The sequence below is a fragment of the Kitasatospora sp. NPDC001132 genome, assembly GCF_053598415.1.
In genome coordinates, this window is sequence record NZ_JBSFKF010000048.1 from 21,225 (window position 1) to 37,997 (window position 16,773).

Annotated in this window: 14 protein-coding genes; 9 read left to right on the forward strand and 5 right to left on the reverse strand. The window is 73.4% G+C overall.

What is annotated here, in order from left to right:
• Nucleotides 1-184 precede the first annotated feature (184 nt).
• The 5 genes from ACWDBE_RS36485 to ACWDBE_RS36505 are packed head-to-tail and all read left to right on the forward strand — an operon-like array spanning nucleotide 185 to nucleotide 6,573.
• Entirely contained in the window at nucleotides 185-1,990 is a 1,806-nt protein-coding gene (locus ACWDBE_RS36485) for a thiamine pyrophosphate-requiring protein (RefSeq protein WP_449810108.1), read from the forward strand.
• On the forward strand, nucleotides 1,977-2,435 hold the full coding sequence (locus ACWDBE_RS36490) for a hypothetical protein (protein ID WP_449810109.1): 459 nt from the start codon (nucleotides 1,977-1,979) through the stop codon (nucleotides 2,433-2,435). Before ACWDBE_RS36485 ends, ACWDBE_RS36490 begins: the two co-directional genes overlap by 14 nt.
• The gene (locus tag ACWDBE_RS36495; RefSeq protein WP_449810110.1) at nucleotides 2,428-4,764 is read left to right on the forward strand and encodes a GMC family oxidoreductase; all 2,337 of its coding nucleotides are present in this window, start codon (nucleotides 2,428-2,430) and stop codon (nucleotides 4,762-4,764) included. Before ACWDBE_RS36490 ends, ACWDBE_RS36495 begins: the two co-directional genes overlap by 8 nt.
• Entirely contained in the window at nucleotides 4,761-5,855 is a 1,095-nt protein-coding gene (locus tag ACWDBE_RS36500; protein WP_449810111.1) for an enolase C-terminal domain-like protein, read from the forward strand. The genes ACWDBE_RS36495 and ACWDBE_RS36500 overlap by 4 nt, the downstream gene beginning before the upstream one ends.
• Before the next feature lie 43 nt (nucleotides 5,856-5,898).
• The gene (locus ACWDBE_RS36505; protein ID WP_449810112.1) at nucleotides 5,899-6,573 is read left to right on the forward strand and encodes an HAD family hydrolase; all 675 of its coding nucleotides are present in this window, start codon (nucleotides 5,899-5,901) and stop codon (nucleotides 6,571-6,573) included.
• 216 nt (nucleotides 6,574-6,789) lie between these two features.
• Here ACWDBE_RS36505 and ACWDBE_RS36510 read toward each other — a convergent pair whose 3' ends face one another.
• Nucleotides 6,790-7,743: a TIGR03557 family F420-dependent LLM class oxidoreductase gene (locus ACWDBE_RS36510; protein ID WP_449810113.1), complete on the reverse strand. Its 954-nt coding sequence runs from the start codon at nucleotides 7,741-7,743 to the stop codon at nucleotides 6,790-6,792.
• 140 nt (nucleotides 7,744-7,883) lie between these two features.
• Here ACWDBE_RS36510 and ACWDBE_RS36515 point away from each other — a divergent pair, with 140 nt between their 5' ends.
• Nucleotides 7,884-8,303, forward strand: coding sequence for a hypothetical protein (locus ACWDBE_RS36515; RefSeq protein WP_449810114.1), 420 nt, complete (start codon nucleotides 7,884-7,886; stop codon nucleotides 8,301-8,303).
• An 84-nt stretch (nucleotides 8,304-8,387) separates the two neighbouring features.
• Nucleotides 8,388-8,750 carry a cupin domain-containing protein gene (locus tag ACWDBE_RS36520; protein ID WP_392877003.1) on the forward strand — a complete coding sequence of 121 codons (363 nt, stop codon included), beginning with the start codon at nucleotides 8,388-8,390 and terminating at the stop codon, nucleotides 8,748-8,750.
• Between the two features lie 78 nt (nucleotides 8,751-8,828).
• Here the strand turns inward: ACWDBE_RS36520 and ACWDBE_RS36525 are convergent, their stop codons facing one another.
• Nucleotides 8,829-9,287, reverse strand: coding sequence for an SRPBCC family protein (locus tag ACWDBE_RS36525; RefSeq protein WP_449810115.1), 459 nt, complete (start codon nucleotides 9,285-9,287; stop codon nucleotides 8,829-8,831).
• A gap of 258 nt (nucleotides 9,288-9,545) precedes the next feature.
• A complete protein-coding gene (locus ACWDBE_RS36530) occupies nucleotides 9,546-10,709 on the reverse strand; it encodes a Rieske 2Fe-2S domain-containing protein (protein WP_449810116.1) in 1,164 nt (387 codons plus the stop codon).
• 455 nt (nucleotides 10,710-11,164) lie between these two features.
• Between ACWDBE_RS36530 and ACWDBE_RS36535 the strand changes: the two genes are divergently transcribed.
• Both ACWDBE_RS36535 and ACWDBE_RS36540 read left to right on the forward strand, forming a co-directional pair.
• Nucleotides 11,165-11,584, forward strand: coding sequence for a hypothetical protein (locus ACWDBE_RS36535; protein ID WP_449810117.1), 420 nt, complete (start codon nucleotides 11,165-11,167; stop codon nucleotides 11,582-11,584).
• A gap of 307 nt (nucleotides 11,585-11,891) precedes the next feature.
• Nucleotides 11,892-14,291, forward strand: coding sequence for a lamin tail domain-containing protein (locus ACWDBE_RS36540; RefSeq protein WP_449810118.1), 2,400 nt, complete (start codon nucleotides 11,892-11,894; stop codon nucleotides 14,289-14,291).
• A 154-nt stretch (nucleotides 14,292-14,445) separates the two neighbouring features.
• Here the strand turns inward: ACWDBE_RS36540 and ACWDBE_RS36545 are convergent, their stop codons facing one another.
• Together ACWDBE_RS36545 and ACWDBE_RS36550 are read right to left on the reverse strand one after the other, a co-directional pair.
• Nucleotides 14,446-15,045, reverse strand: coding sequence for a hypothetical protein (locus tag ACWDBE_RS36545; RefSeq protein ID WP_449810119.1), 600 nt, complete (start codon nucleotides 15,043-15,045; stop codon nucleotides 14,446-14,448).
• A gap of 273 nt (nucleotides 15,046-15,318) precedes the next feature.
• The gene (locus tag ACWDBE_RS36550; protein ID WP_449810120.1) at nucleotides 15,319-16,650 is read right to left on the reverse strand and encodes a M64 family metallopeptidase; all 1,332 of its coding nucleotides are present in this window, start codon (nucleotides 16,648-16,650) and stop codon (nucleotides 15,319-15,321) included.
• Nucleotides 16,651-16,773 lie beyond the last annotated feature (123 nt).

Here is a 16,773-nt window from a genome sequence, read left to right on the forward strand (position 1 = left end):
GTGATCGCCTCGCCTCCTGTTCGTCGGCGCGTCTAGCCGCAGCCGGGCCGGTCAAACGCGGGTCGAGCGGGTGGCCGGTCGGAGGGACCGGCCCGACTTTTCCTCCGCGCGGCGTTTCCGGGCCCCCGCAGCGGTTAGCCGCGCTGCGGGGGGCCGGGCCGTGAAGGAGCGAAGGAGGAACGCTGTGTCCCCGAAGGTTTCCGACCAGATCCTGGAACGACTGCGCGACTGGGACGTCGAGTACGTCTTCGGTTACCCCGGCGACGGCATCAACGGGCTGCTCGCGGCCTGGGGTCGGGCCGACAACCGTCCGGTGTTCATCCAGGCCCGGCACGAGGAGATGGCCGCCTTCGAGGCCGTCGGCTACGCCAAGTTCTCCGGGCGCACCGGGGTGTGCGCGGCGACGTCGGGGCCGGGCGCGATCCATCTGCTCAACGGGCTGTACGACGCCAAGCTGGACCACGTTCCGGTGGTCGCGGTCGTCGGGCAGACCGACCGCAGCGCGATGGGCGGCTCCTACCAGCAGGAGGTGGACCTGCTCAGCCTGTACAAGGACGTCGCCGCCGAGTACTGCCAGATGGTGACCGTCCCCGAGCAGCTGCCCAACGTGCTGGACCGGGCGATGCGCACCGCCGCCGCCCGGCGCACGGTGACCGCCGTGATCGTGCCCGCCGACGTCCAGGAGCTGGACTACAGCCCGCCCGAGCACGCGTTCAAGATGGTGCCCTCCAGCCTGGGCGATCCGCGGTGGACGGTCGTGCCGCAGGAGGAGGAACTGCACCGTGCCGCCGAGGTGCTGAACTCCGGGCGCAAGGTCGCGATGCTGGTCGGCCAGGGCGCCCGTGGCGCCCGCCGACAGGTCGAGGAGGTCGCCGAACTGCTCGGCGCGGGCGTGGCCAAGGCGCTGCTCGGCAAGGACGTGCTGCCCGACGTGCTGCCGTACGTCACCGGGTCGATCGGTCTGCTGGGCACCCGCCCCTCGTACGAGCTGATGCGGGACTGCGACACCCTGCTCACCGTCGGCTCCAGCTTCCCGTACACCCAGTTCCTGCCCGAGTTCGAGCAGGCGAGGGGCGTGCAGATCGACCTCGACCCGTTCATGGTCGGGCTGCGCTACCCGTACGAGGTCAACCTCGTCGGCGACGCCGCCCGCACCCTGGACGCGCTGCTGCCGCTGCTGGTCCGCAAGGAGGACCGGCACTGGCAGCGCACGGTGTGCGACAACACCGAGCGCTGGTGGGAGGTGATGGAGCGGCGGGCCGAGGTCGAGGCCGACCCGATCAACCCCGAGTACGCGGTCCACGCCCTGGACCACCTGCTGCCCGACGACGCCATGGTGGCCGCCGACTCCGGCTCCGCCGCCAACTGGTACGCCCGCCACCTGCGCTTCCGCGGCCGGATGCGCGGCTCGCTGTCCGGCACCCTGGCCACCATGGGCCCGGGCGTGCCGTACGCGATCGGCGCCAAGTTCGCCCACCCGGACCGGCCCGCGATCGCCATCGTCGGCGACGGCGCGATGCAGATGAACGGCCTCGCCGAACTGATCACCGTCTCCAAGTACTGGCAGCGGTGGGACGACCCGCGCCTGGTGGTGGCGGTGCTCAACAACCGCGACCTCAACCAGGTCACCTGGGAGATGCGGGCGATGCAGGGCGCGCCGAGCTTCCTGCCCTCGCAGCAGCTCCCGGACGTCGACTACGCCGGCTTCGCCCGCGGCCTCGGCCTCGGCGGCGAGCGCGCCGACCAGCCCGGGCAGGTGCCCGACGGCTGGCAGCGCGCCCTGGCCGCCGACCGGCCGTACGTGCTGGAGCTGGTCACCGACCCGGCCGTCCCGCCGATCCCGCCGCACGCCACCTGGGACCAGATCCAGGCCGCCGCCGAGTCCGTGCTGCGCGGCGACGCCGACCGCGCCGCGATGGTCCGCCAGGGCTTCCGGGCCAAGCTCCAGGAGCTCCTGCCCTCCTTCGGAGGCCGCCATGGGCGTCACTGACCCGGCCAGGCGCGGCATCGACCTCGCGGTGCGCAACATCCGCACCGGCCGCTTCCAGCGCTCGCTGGCCCTGGCCACCGCAGGCGGTTCGGTGATCACCGCCGCCGAGATCTACCTGGAGCACGACCGGGCCGGCTTCGGCAACCGCGTCATGTGGTGGCCGGTGTGGCTGGGCCCGGTCGGCGCGGCCGCCGGGGTGGCCGGGGCGTGCAGCCCGCGCGCGGCGCACACACTGCTGCCGGTCGCCTCCGCCGCGATCACCGCCAACGGTCTGCAGGGCACCTGGCTGCACGTGCGGGGAATCGCCGAGAAGCCCGGCGGCTGGGCGATGGCCCGCTACAACGTGGAGATGGGCCCGCCGCTGTTCGCGCCGCTGCTGATGAGCCTGGTCGGAGGGATGGGCCTGCTCGCCGCCGTCCTGCGCCGGGAGTCCCGCGATGCCTGAACCCCGACGCGAGCCGCGCTTCCCCGGGTACGACGTGCTCGGCCAGGCCCGTCACTGGGACCGCGAAACGGCCGCCGTGGTATTCGGCCGCACCGGCCCGCTCCCGCCGCTGCGCTTCTTCACCCCCGCGGAGGAGGCCACCGCCCGTGCCCTGCTCGACCAGCTGCTCGACCACCCGGCGGTCCCGCTGCTCGGGATGATCGACGCCCGCCTCGCCGAGCGGCAGACCGACGGCTGGCACTACGGCGACATGCCCGAGGACGACGAGGCCTGGCGGCAGACCCTGCATGCCCTGGACGAGGACTCGGACGGCTCCTTCGCCGACCTCACCGAAGTCCAGCAGCGGGCACTGATCGGCCGGGTCCAGGCGATGGGGGACGTGCGCTGGCACGGTCTGCCCGCGCGGCACGTGTGGAGCCTGTGGACCCGCTACGCCTGCACCGCCTACTACGCCACCCCCACCGCCTGGAACGAGATCGGCTTCGGCGGCCCCGCCCACCCCCGCGGCTACCTGCGCCTCGGCGTCGGCCTGCGCGAGCCCTGGGAGGTTCCCGACGCCCACTCCCGGCCGCCCCGCCCGCCCGACCAGCGTCCGCCGGGCCCGGTGCCGCCCGCCACCGACCCCGGCCGGCACTCCCGGCTGCGCGCCGCCGCCGAGACCGTACGGGCCAACGCCGCCGCCGAACGCGAGGTCCGCCGCACCAACGCCTCCGCCTGGCTGCTGCCGCCCGACGGCCACGGCTTCGACCGCTCCCTGGTACGCGACATGCGCCGCTACGGCGACACGGACGAGGTCGACCTGCTGATCGTCGGCTGCGGCGCGGGCGGCGCCACCCTCGCCCAGCGGATGGCCCGCCGGGGCTGGAGCGTCGTCGTGCTGGAGGCCGGGCCGTTCTGGGACCCGCCGGCCGACTGGGTCAGCGACGAGGCCGGCTCCCAGCACCTCTACTGGACCGAGCCGCGAGTGATCACCGGCACCGACCCGGTGCCGCTGGGCTCCAACAACTCCGGCCGCGGGGTGGGCGGTTCGATGGTCCACTTCGCCGGATACGCGCCGCGCTTCCACCCGTCCGACTTCCACACCCACGCCGTCGACGGCGTCGGTGCCGACTGGCCGATCGACTACACGGACCTGCGGGAGTCCTACCGCCGGCTGGAGTACGAGCTGCCCGTCGCCGGCCAGTACTGGCCCTGGGGCGAACCCCACCCCTACCCCCACCCGCCGCACCCCGTCGGCGGCAACGGCGAGATCTTCCTGCGCGGCGCCGCCGCCCTCGGCATCCAAGCCCGGGTCGGCCCCGTCGCCATCACCAACGGCCGCTTCGGCCGCCGCCCGCACTGCATCTACCGGGGCTTCTGCCTCCAGGGCTGCAAGGTCAACGCCAAAGCCTCCCCGCTGATCACCCACGTCCCCGACGCCCTCGTGCACGGCGCCGAGATCCGCGCCGACTGCACGGCCGCCGCCGTCGAACTCGACCACGACGGCCTCGCCCGAGGCGTCCGCTACTTCCACCACGGCCGCGAACACCTCCAGCGCGCCCGCACCGTCGCCGTCGCCGGATACGCCATCGAGACCCCGCGCCTGCTGCTCAACTCCGCCTGCCCGCGCTTCCCCGACGGCCTGTGCAACGAGCACGACCTGGTCGGTCGCTACGTCATGGTGCAGGGCGCCCCGCAGACCTCCGGCCGCTTCGAAGAGGAGATCCGCGCCTACAAGGCCCCGCCGCCCGAGGTCTCCACCGAGCAGTACTACGAGACCGACCCGCACCAGCCGTACAAGCGCGGCTTCACCATCCAGAACATCTCCCCACTGCCCATCACCTGGGCCGAACACGTCGTCGCCCAGGGCCACTGGGGCGCCGACCTGCGCACCTACCTCTCCGACTACGTCCACTGGGCCACCCTCGGCGCCATGGCCGAACTGCTGCCCCAGCCGGACAACCGGGTCACCCTCGCCGAGGAGACCGACCGCCGCGGACTGCCCGTCGCCGAGTTCTCCTTCTCCCAGTGCGACAACGACCGGATGCTGATCCGGGCCGCCCGCGAGGTGATGGAGTCCATCCTGCGCGCCGCCGGGGCGAGCGAGGTCATCACCATCGACCGCTACGCCCACTTGGTCGGCGGCTGCCGGATGGCGGCCGACCACCTGGGCGGGGTGGTGGACCACCGGCTGCGCACCTTCGCCGTCCCCAACCTGCTGATCACCGACGGCAGCGTGCTCCCCACCCAGGGCAGCGCCAACCCGGCGCTCACCATCATGGCCCTGGTCGACCGCGCCGCCACGCTGCTCGCGGCCGGGCAGCGCTCCGGACTGCGAGCACCGTCATGACCGAGGTCGAACGGATCGACGTCAGCGTCTACACCGTCCCCACCGACGCCCCCGAGGCGGACGGCACCATCTCCTGGGACAGCACCACCCTCGTCCTCGCCGCAGTCGTCGCCGGCCCGCACACCGGCCTCGGCTGGACGTACGGCGCCCCCGCGACCGCCGCCGTGATCGCCGGCGAACTCGCCCCACTGATCACCGGCCGCGACCCCCACGACACCAGCGGCGCCCACGAGGCGATGAACCGCGCGGTGCGCAACACCGGCCGCCCCGGCCTCGTCGCGGGCGCGATCTCGGCCGTCGACCTCGCCCTGTGGGACCTGCGCGGCCACCTGCTCGGCCTGCCGCTGGCCCGGCTGCTCGGCGCCGCCGCCCGCCCGGTGGCCGTGTACGGCAGCGGAGGCTTCACCACGTACACCGGCGAGCAGCAGGAACGCCAACTGCGGGAGTGGACCGCAGAGCAGGGCATCCCCCGGGTCAAGATCAAGATCGGCGAGTCGTGGGGCACCCGGGAACGGCGCGACCTGAAACGGGTGCGCGCCGCCCGCGCCACCATCGGCGACCGCGCCGAGCTGTACACCGACGCCAACGGCGGCTACCGGCGCAAACAGGCCGTCCGGATCGGCACCGCACTCGCCGACCAGGGCGTCACCTGGTTCGAGGAGCCCGTCTCCTCCGACGACCTCACCGGCCTGCGCACGGTCCGTGACGCCGTCACCCCCGACGTCACGGCCGGAGAGTACGGCTACGACCTCGCCTACTTCGCCCGGATGATCCCCACCGTGGACTGCCTCCAGGCCGACGCCACCCGCTGCGGCGGCCTCACCGGCTGGCTGCGCACCGCGGCCCTCGCCCAGGCCCACGGCCTCGACGTCTCCGCCCACTGCGCACCCCACCTGCACGCCCACGCCGCCGCGGCCGTCCCCAACTGCCGCCACCTCGAATGGTTCCACGACCACGTCCGGATCGAACGACTGCTCTTCGACGGCACCCTCGACCCCACCGGCGGCACCGTCACCCCCGGCGCCGACGGCGCCCCAGGGCACGGGCTGCGCCTGGCGGCCGCCCGGGCCGCCGAGTACCGGGCCGGCTGAACCGTCTGACCGAACCGTTTGACCGAACCGGAAGGAGGAAGCCGTGACCACCACCCCGGCAGCGCTCTTCGACGTCGACGGCACCCTGCTCGACACCGCCTACTTCCACGCCCTCGCCTGGTGGGAGGCTCTGCGGCAGTACGACCGCACCGTCCCCACCGCCCGGGCGCACCGGGCCGTCGGCATGGGCGCCGACCAGATCCTCGACCACCTGCTCGGCACCGACCGCGACCACGGCGACGACGAGGCGATCACCGCCGCCCACGACGCCCTGTACGCCAGCCACTGGCCGGCGATCCAGCCGCTGCCGCGCGCCGCCGAGCTGCTGCGGGCCTGCGCCGGCCGGGGCTGGCGGGTCGTCCTCGCCAGCTCCGCCTCCGAGCGGGAGCTCACGGTGCTGCGCCGAGCCCTCGACGCGGACGACGCGATCGCCGCGGCCACCTCCGCCAAGGACGTGGCCGCGACCAAACCGGCGCCCGACCTGGTCCGGGCCGCCCTGGAGCGCGCCGGCAGCGGGCCCGAACACGCGGTGTTCGTCGGAGACACCGTCTGGGACGTCATGGCGGCGAACCGGGCCCGGGTGGCGTGCGTCGCCGTGGAGAGCGGAGGCTTCGCCGCCCAGGAACTCCTCGGCGCCGGCGCCGCCGAGATCCACCGCGACAGCGGTGAACTGCTGGCCGACCTCGACCGCAGCCTGCTCGCGCGGCCGGTGGGCTGAGCCGCGCCGCGGCCGTCACCCGCCGGGCGGCCCGGCCGGGCGGGCCGCGCACTCCAGCAGCATGGCGTGCACGGCGTCCGGTTGGCGCCACCGCCGGGCGATGGTCGCGGCGGCGGTGCGCACCGGCGGGCGGGCGGAGGGGTCCGGCCGGACGTGCTCGGCGGCGGCCGCGTACAGTAGCAGGGCCTCGCCGAAGACGTCCGGCTGGAACTGCGCTCAAGCCACCTGAGGCAGGATCTGCTCGCGGTAGAAGTCGAAGAACCCCTCCTGCTCCTGGCCGATCTGGCCGACGTACACCTCGTCGAAGCCTGCGCCGACGTAGGCGCGCAGCCGGTCGGCGTGCTGCCGCGGATCGTCGCCGCAGACCACCGAGCGGGCCACCATCTCCTCGGTCACCAGCTCGGTGGCCTGCTCGAAGTGGCGGGGCGTGGGCAGCACCTGGGCGAGTTCGCCGGGCAGCAGTTCCGTCGGCCAGAGCCGGTGGACGGTCTTGACCGCCCGCTCACGCTCCTCCGACCAGCACACCTTCACCCCGCCGAGCACCGGCCCGGTGCCGCCGGCCGCACGGTAGCGGCCGACAAGTTCGGTGTCCGGGCTCATGGTGACCAGGCCGTCCGCGAACTCCGCGGCCCGTTCGGCCGCCTTCGGGCCGAAGGCCGAGACGTAGACCGGCAGCCGTTGTCCGGTCGGGGCGGTGTAGAGCCGGGCGTTCTCCACCGTGTAGTGCGTGCCGCGGTGGGACACCATGCCGCCGGTGAACAGCTCCCGCATCACCTCGACGGCCTCCTCCAGCATCTCCGCACGCACCGCGAACGGCGGCCAGCGGTCGCCCAGGACGTGCTCGTTGAGTGCCTCGCCGGTGCCGACGCCGAGCCGCAGTCCGCCCGCGAGCTGCACGTCCGCGGTGGCCGCGGCCTGCGCCGTCACTGCGGGGTGCAGCCGTACCGTGGGGCAGGTGACCAGGGTGGTCACCGGCAGCCGGACCACCTGTGACAGCGCGCCGATCACTCCCCAGACGAAGGGGGCGTTGCCCTGGGCGTCGTTCCACGGGTGGTAGTGGTCGGAGATCGCCAGCCGGGTGAAACCGGCCCGCTCCGCCAGCCGGGCCTGATCGACCAGCTGGGCGGGGGTGAACTCCTCGCAGGACAGGAAGTAGCCGAACGCGGTCATGGCAGCCTCGGTTCGTCGGTCGGCCTGTGCCGGAGCGGCTTTCCGGACGGGGCGCCGCGAAACCCGGGCGGCGCGCGCGAGTGGAGGCCCCGGCGGTCGGGGGGCCGGTTGGCCCCGGCCTCACGGGGTAGGCGTGCGGCATGGAGGACATCGGACCCCCGCCCGAGGACCCTGTCGCCGCCGACGCGGACTCCCTCGACCTGTGCGACCAGTGCGGACGCGCCGTCGCCCGCACCGAGCTGCTCGGCGCCCTGGTGCCGGACTCCTCCGCCCTGCACTCCACCGAGCCCGAACTGGACGGCAAGCGGGTCGTCCTGGCCTGTTGCCCGGAGCACCTGAGCACCCTGATCGCGGACTACCGCCACCGCCCCTTCGTTCCGGAGGAGCAGTGGGCCGCCAAGGTCTGCCGCACCCTCGCCGAGTGCGACGAACCCGTGCCACTGAGCGTGGTCGCCCGCCTGAGCGGCCTCTCCGAGCGCCAGGCCGTGGAGGGCGTGGAGTGGCACAACGCCCGCGCCCGGGAGTGGCGGCGGCGCTACGGCGGCCGGGGCGGCGAGTGACCGGACGGCGCTTTGCCCTGCCGGAAGGCACTCGCGTTCGTGCGGACGACAGGGCCCCCGCCGGTCGGTGCGATGATGGCGCGCATGACGGACTCGGACACCCAGGGTGACGGCGTGCACCTGGACGACCTGCTGCGGGACGCCACCGGTACCGGAGCACTGTGGCGGTTGACGGGCGCCGAGCGCCAGCTCGACGCCAACGTGGTGCGGCTGCGGCCGGGCGCCTCCGTGGCCGACCACGTGGAACCCGACCTGGACGTCCTGGTGCTGGGCATCGAGGGGGAGGGCACGCTGCGCTGCGAGGGCGTCGCGTATGACCTGCGCCCGGGCGACCTGCGGATGCTGCCGCACGGCGCCGCCCGGGGCGTGGCCGCCGGGCCCGCGGGCGTCGTCTACCTGACGGTGCACCGCCGGCGCCCGGGGATGACCATCCGCCCTCGGCCCTGAGGCTCGGGCCTGCCACTCGGCCCGGTGGCTCGGCCCTGTGGCTCGGCCCGTGCGTGGTCCCGGCAGCCGCCAGTGCCCCTACGGCTCCAGTAGGTGGTCCAGCACCCGGCCGAAGACCAGCCGCCCCGCCCGGGCGAGGAAGGGGTCGAGCAGCCCGGGCAGGCCGGCGACCGTCAGCTCCTCCGTCCAGACCGCCGCACTGCCGCCGCCCACCGCCCGCACCCGCAGCTCGGCCCAGCCCCGCACCGGCCGGCCGCGCTTCACCAGCCGACACAGCCCGTCCCGACCGGGGCCCGGGCCGGATCCGGGGCCTGAACCGGGGACGACCAGCTCGGCGATCTCCATCGGATCGTCGAAGAGCAGCGGCCCGAGCGCAGTCCGGGCCAGGACGACGTCACCCACCTCCCGGCCGCTGCCCCGGACCACGGAGACCCGGGTGAACGGCACCTGCTCCCCGTGCCGGGGCCAGGCCGTCAGCCGCTCCCAGCACTCGGCGGGCGGCAGCGGTGTACGGCGGATCAGGACGAAGCGGGCCATGGCCGCCACCCTAACCGCGTCGCACAAGGGGGGACGCGCACCGGGGCCAGTATCGGCACCATCGCTCGCGACCTCGTCCTCCGACCGGCCGCCCGGGACTTCCCCGGACGGCCGACCAGGTGCGAGTCCGATGCTTTCCAGAACTCGGGCGTGCGGGTCGAGCGGGGTTCCGGGCGCCCCGGCGGGGGCTTCCGGGCAGCAGGAAGCGGCGGGGCGGCCCCGGGACTGGGGCCGCCCCGCCGCGTACGGGGTCGGGGGTTACCGGGTGGCTCCGTTGGGGGCTTCCGGCTGAGCCTGCCCGTTCGTGCCGTGTCCGTTCGGACTGTGCCCGTTGGCGCTCGACCCGTTGCGGGCGGCGAGCGCGCCCGGCCCCGGCAGGTGGGCCTGCTGGTCCGGCGGGTAGAACTGCCGGGCCCAGTGCCGCATCGCGCCGATCGGCCCGTCGCCCTGGGCGAGCCGGGGCGGGGAGACGTACCGCTTGGTGGACCAGATCGGGAAGTCCGCCGAGGTGAACTCCAGGTTCCGCTTGAACATCGGGCCCGCCAGCATCCCGGTGACCGCCCGGCTGACGATCCGGGCGACGGCCGGCGGCAGCCCGGACGGCTCCGACATGACGAAGCGGCCCGCCTGCCGCAGCTGCATCCGGCCGGGCGCGACCTGGGTGGCCATGACCAGCGAGCAGATCTGCAGGCCGAGCGAGGGCGTGTGGACGTCGGTGTGGAGGGCGGTGAGGCCGTACCCGTCCACCTCGACGTGGACCTCCCGCATCCCGAGCAGCGGGAAGGTCTCCCGGACCAGCATCGAGATGTGGAAGCCGGTGCCGTCGAACTCCACCGGCGCCGCCAGCTCGCCCTGCGGCCAGCCGTGCAGGGTGATGAAGTGCCCCAGGTCGAAGGAGTTCTCCATGACGTCCTGGGCGTGGCCGGGCATCTCGAAGGAGGCGTAGCGCAGCGGCTGCCGCCCGTCGCCGATCCGGTGCCAGGCGGGGATCTCCCAGTCCGGCTCCCGGCCGTCGTGGTGGCGCCAGACGAAGACCGACTCGTTGACCTCGCGCACCGGCAGCTGCGCCAGCGCCGCCTTGGGCGGCTGGGTGCCGTACCCGGTGCGCACGCAGCGGCCCTCGGCGTCGAAGGCGAACCTGTGGAAGGGGCAGACCAGGTCGTTGCCCTCGACCGAGGCCAGGCCGAGGTGGGCGCCGAGGTGCGGGCAGTACGGGCGGATCGCGCGGATGCGGCCGTTGCGCAGCCGGTACAGCACGACGTCCTCGCCCGCGAGCCGGCGGGTGAGGACGGTGCCGGGCTTGAGCTCGGCGGAGAAGGCGAGTGCGGACCAGCCGTCGGGATAGGGCAGCGCCGGTGGCAGGGCGATGTCGGCCGCGGTCGGACGGCTGCTGACGGGGTGGACGTGCTTGGACACGCGCATGAAGACTCCTGTCGGTCTGCCCGGCGCCGCCCCTCCCAGGCGATTAGCGCTCGAACAGAATGGAATTCAGATGCTATCCATGGATCGGGAGAACGTGCACGGACAACCTTCCTGATCTGCAAGAAGTCTGATGATCTGTTAGGCATAGTTGCCATTAGAAAATTCGATGAATTCAGGCCGATTGACCGGCCGTCCGCCTCGTGCGGGCGGGCGCGCGAGCGTCCCCCGACCAGGTGCTCGCTGCCGCCGTCGGGGCCGTCGGGCCGGACCGGTGCGCTGGGGTGTGCGCCGGTGCGCCGGGTCGGTGCGTTCGGCCAATTCACTTGGTGAGACACGGAGTTGGCGATCCGGCCGGGTGTGGTGGAGCATGGGCCGGGCCCGGTCTGTTGCGGTGCGCCTGCGCCGCGGCCGAGGCGCGCACAGCTGCTGGGGGAGGAGGCGGTCCGGTGACTCCGGTGGAACGTCCGTTTCTGGTCCGGGGTAAGGCGGTACCCCTGGCCAGATACCTGGCGGAGGAGGACATCGAGGGCCTGGTGGCCTGCTCGTGCATCGGGAACGAAGTCAGCATCGAGCTCGGGGACACCAGGATCCTGGTGAGCCTGGTCGACGTCGCCGACGTGTTGCGGCTCAACTTCCACATGGTCCAGGACGGCCCGGCCAAGCCCCGCTCCTGGTCGCGCCGGCTGCCCGCCGGTACCGCTCCGCGCGAGATAGCGTCCCGGATAGCGCTGGACGTGCGGACCCTGCAACGCGAACTGGCGCCGCTGCGCCGACGCCCGCCCCGGCCGACACCGACACCGACACCGACACCTGCGCCCGCACCGACGTCCACACCTGCGCCCACATCGACGTCCGTGCAGCACCGTCCGAACTGACCCGCCCGACGTGACACGGACCGGCCGGCCCGGGTCCGGCAGTGCCCCACTGTCGGCCCCGGGCCCTGTGCTGCTCCCGCCGGGCGGGTCAGCGGCCCTGCGGGGCACGGCAGTTGATCCACACCATCCGGAGCGCCTCCTCCCACTTGTCGCGCGTAGAAACGTTCTTCCGGCGTATGCCTGGCCGTTGCCCGGTGCAGACGGTAGGGATCTGGTGGCGCTGCTACAACCGCAGCGCCCGACCTTTCTTGTCCGTGCTCACACACCGCCGGGTCGCGAGTCCGGACGGTGGTCAGGAGGAAGCCTCATGGGGAGCACCCCGAACCCCCGGATCAGCCCGAGAGCACCACGAGTCCGGCGCCGGACGCTGGCGGCGGCCTCCGCCGCGGCCGTGGTGGCGGCACTGGTGGCGCTGCCCGGCGGCGTCGCGCAGGCGGTGTCGTCCGACATCGTGATCAGCCAGGTGTACGGCGGTGGCGGCAACTCCGGCGCCCCGTACGCCAACGACTTCGTCGAGCTGTACAACCGCGGCACCACGCCGGTGTCCGTCACCGGCTGGACGGTGCAGTATGCCTCGGCCACCGGCTCCGGCTGGTCGAAGACCACCCTCTCCGGCACGATCGCGCCGGGCCGCTACTTCCTCGTCCAGGAGGCCGCCGGCGCCGGTACGGGCGCCGCCCTGCCGACGGCGGACGCCACCGGGACGCTCGCCATGTCCGCGACCTCCGGCAAGGTCGCCCTCGTCACCAACGGCACCGCGCTGACCTGCTCCACGGGCTGCGCGAGCCAGTCCGGCGTGAGGGACTTCGTCGGCTACGGCACCAGCGCCGGCTCCGCCGAGGGCTCGCCGACCGGCAACCTGTCGAACAGTACCGCCGCCCTGCGCGCGGGCGGCGGCGCCACCGACACCGACAACAACGCGACGGACTTCGCGATCGGTGCGCCCGTGCCGCGCAACTCCTCCTCCAACGGCGGGGGCGGCACCCCGGGCGGCACCCGGATCCACGACGTCCAGGGCGCCGCCCGCGTCTCCCCGCTGGCCGGCAGCGCCGTCAGCGCGGTGCCCGGCGTGGTGACGGCCGTGGGCCCCAACGGCTTCTGGTACCAGGACCCGCAGCCCGACAACGACCCCGCCACGAGCGAGGGCATCTACGTCTACACCGCCGGCGCGCCCTCGGTCGCGGTCGGGGACTCGGTCGCGGTCAGTGCCACCGTCAGCCAGTACCGACCGGGCGGCACCGGCGGCACCAACAACCTGTCGATCACCGAACTGACCGCGCCCAGCGTCAGCGTGGTCGCCCACAACGCGCCGCTGCCCGCCGCCACCCTGGTCGGCCAGGGCGGGCGGATACCCCCGTCCTCGGTCATCTCCAGCGTCACCTCCGGCGACGCCGAGACCGCCGGGAACTTCCAGCCCGCCACCGACGGCCTGGACTTCTGGGAGTCCCTGGAGGGCATGCGGGTCGAGATCGACAACGCGGCCGTGGTCGGCCCGACCAACGCCTACGGCGAGGTCCCCGTCGTCCCGCAGGGCAGCGGCACCCGCACCAACCGGGGCGGCATCCTGCTGCAGGCGAACGACGGCAACCCGGAGCGGGTCGTCCTCGGGAAGGCGCTCGCGCCGACCCCGACCGCCAACGTCGGCGACACCCTGAGCGGCGCCACCGTCGGCGTCCTCGACTACGCCTTCGGCAACTTCACCCTCCAGGTCACCGCGACCCCGGCGGTCACCCCCGGCGGCAGCGCCCCGGAGACCACCGCCGCGCCGACGGCCGGCCAGCTCGCCGTGGCCACCTTCAACGTGGAGAACCTCGCCCCGTCCGACCCGCAGAGCAAGTTCGACGGCCTCGCGGCGGGCATCGTCACCAACCTGCGCTCGCCCGACCTGGTCGCGCTGGAGGAGATCCAGGACAACAGCGGTGCCACCAGCGACGGCACGGTGAGCGCGACCCAGACCCTGGCCAAGCTCACCGCGGCCATCACCGCGGCCGGCGGCCCCTCCTACTCCTACCGCGAGATCGACCCGGTGGACGGCCAGGACGGCGGGCAGCCCGGCGGCAACATCCGTCAGGTGTTCCTGTTCCGCACCGACCGCGGCCTCTCCTTCACCGACCGCCCCGGCGCCGGTTCCACCACCGCCGACTCCGTGGTGAACGCGGGAGGCACGCCGCAGCTGGCCTACTCGCCCGGCCGGATCGACCCGACCAGCGCGGCGTTCAACTCCAGCCGCAAGCCGCTGGCGGGCGAGTTCCGTTGGAACGGCAAGCCGGTCTTCGTGATCGCCAACCACTTCAACTCCAAGGGCGGCGACCAGCCCCTGTTCGGCCGTTACCAGCAGCCGGCCCACCCCTCGGAGAGCCAGCGCCACGACCAGGCGACCGTGGTGAAGAACTTCACCGACCAGATCCTGGCGGTGGACCCGAAGGCCTCGGTCGTCGTGCTCGGCGACCTCAACGATTTCGAGTTCTCCCAGACCGCCGACATCCTCACCGCCGGCGGCTCGCTCACCGACCTGCCGCGCACCCTGCCGCTGCCCGAGCGCTACACCTACGTGTACGAGGGCAACTCGCAGGTGCTGGACCACATCCTGATCTCCAGCGCGCTCGCGGCCACCTCGTACAGCTACGACATCGTGCACATCAACAGCGAGTTCAGCACCCAGCTCAGCGACCACGACCCGCAGGTGGTGCGCATCCCGCTGCCGTAACGGTTCTTCGAAGGAGCCGGGGGAGAGGCCGGACATCCGTCACCGTCCGTGACACATGCCTGGAAACGGCGATGGGAGCAGGAAGCCGGCCTGGCCGACTTCCTGCTCCCGCCCTTCGGGGCGCGACCGCTCAGCCGAGCAGTCAGCGCAGCAGTCAGCCGAGCAGGAGGAACTTCGTGGAGGTGGCGCCCCGGTAGGTGCTGCAGTCGTAGTTCTGGGTGGTCGTGCTGTAAGTGAAGCCGCTGGGGACGTCACAGGCCCAGAGTCCGCTGTACGGCTTGCGGAGGTGGAAGGCGTTGGACTGGCCGCCGCCCGTGGTCATGTTGCAGGTGGTGCCCCAGACGAGGTAGTCGTAGGTGAACTCCGGAGTGCCCACGCAGGCGACCATGCCGTCGACCGGCTTGCGCAGGTGGAACTGGTTGGACTGCACGCCCGATATCTGGCTGCAGGCGCTGCCCCAGGTGACGGCGTCGTAGACGAAGCCGGGCGCGCTCTTGCAGGCCGTCAGGCCGTCGTACGGGGTCCGCAGGTGGAACTGCGGTGAGTTCCAGCTGCCGCCGCCGCTACAGCTGCGGTTCATCGACACCTGGTCGTAGACGTACCCGGCGGGGACGTCGCAGGCCCAGGAGCCGTCGAGACCGGTGGTGGAGGCGTTCGCGGAGGGCGCGGTGACCGCACCGCCCGTGAGCAGCAGGGCGAGGGCGGCCAGTGCGGCGAGCAACAGGCGGACGGGGCGGGCGTGTGCGGTGGGCATGGTTCTCCCAGGGTGGTGGCCGGACACGAGGTGCGGCGCGGGAACATCGGGACATGCGGTACCGGGCGGGTGGGCAAACGGAGTTGCGGCCCGCCGAAGGTTCTAGCACGGCTCCGTCACGGCTGCCCCACGAATCCGCCAAGTCATGTGGATCCCGCGGAAGTTCGGCCGGAGCCCCGCCGCCGACACCGTCGGGGCGGGGTGACCGGTCGGGCGCCGACCGGCCGCGGCCGTCGCCACTGGTGCGCGGCACGCTCGGTGCTGCAACGGTGCTTAGCGCGCCACCAGCCAGGACAGGCTCGCGGTCAGCTTCGCGCGCAGCGCCGGGTCCGCGACGGCCGGGGTCGGGTCGGTGGCGACGGCGGTGAGGGCGTGCGGCCGGGAGCGCGGCCCGGTCAGCTTGAGCTCGGCCAGGTCCAGCGAGGTGCGGTCGGCGAGCCGGGGCAGCTCCCGCCCGTCCAGGTACCAGCGCAGCCGGGTGCCGGGCACCGGGAGGTCGACGGTGAGGCGGTCGGCGGCGGTGAGCCGGCTACCGGCGGGGGTGGGGCTGGTGAGCGGCGTGGCGTGGCGGTAGAAGCCCGCGATCATCGCCTCGCGCCCGGGCAGGTTGAACTCCCGTCCGAGCGAGCGCATGATCGAGTTCTCGGTCGGCCGGTAGAGCCCGGTGGGGTAGTAGCCGCCGCCCTCGTAGGTGCCGACCGTGCCGCCGTCCGGCGAGGCCTGGCCCAGCCAGCGCGCCCACTTGGCGCCCTGCTGTCGCATCCGCTCGGCGGTCAGCGTGCTGATGTTGGCCTCGGCGGGCTCGTCGCCCTGGTACGTCCCCTGACCCTCGTACGCGTACTCGTCGGCCAGCTTGCCCAGCGAGTGCCCGATCTCGTGCACCGCGATCTGCCCGGACCTGGCGTTGCCGCCCGCCACGGTGGCGATCCCCTCGTAGCCGACCGGGGACTTGACGTCGTTGTAGCCGGCGCCGCCGTACTTCGTGGTGTTGGCCACCACGAGCACCAGGTCCGCCTGCGGGGCCCTGGCCGCGTACGACTCGACGGCCTTCTCGTCCACGCAGAGCAGTCGCTCCACGCCGTCGCACCAGAAGTACGAGCCCAGCGCGGTGTGCCGCACCGTCGCCTGGTCGGGATCGCCGGTGACCCCGGACTCGGGTGAGACGGCCGACACCGCCCAGACGTTGAACAGCCCGCGGTAGGCCGCGTACGGTTCGACGGCGGTCAGCTCGCGCCACTTGGCGGTCGCGTCCGCGCGGAACTTCTCCTGCTCCTGCGCGGTGTAGCCGTCGCCGACCACCACGACGTCCAGCTTGGCGGCCGGCTCCCCGTTGTGGACCAGTGCCGTCACCTCGCCGTCGCCGTGGACGGGTGCGACGCCCTGGGGGCGGTCGGCGAGGTAGGGGGAGCCGGTCGGGGCCTGGGCGCGGGAGATGCCGCCGTCCTCGGCGAACACCTCCACCTGGTGGACCGGGCGTGGCTCCACCTGGTGGACCGGCTGCGGCCCGTCCGCCGGACGGCCCCAGGCGGGTGCGGCCCCGAGGGCCGTCCCCGCGAGTACGGCGGCGAGCAGGGCGGTGGTGGTCCTGGTGGTGGTGCGGTGCACGGGTGTCCTCCCGGGAAGCGGTCTGTGGCCTGCACCCTTCCCATGCCGAGAACCTGACAATCATGCATCAGTTCGACAGGTCGGCCCAGTGGTGGAGGTGGTCGCGCCCGGGGCGTCGGCCGG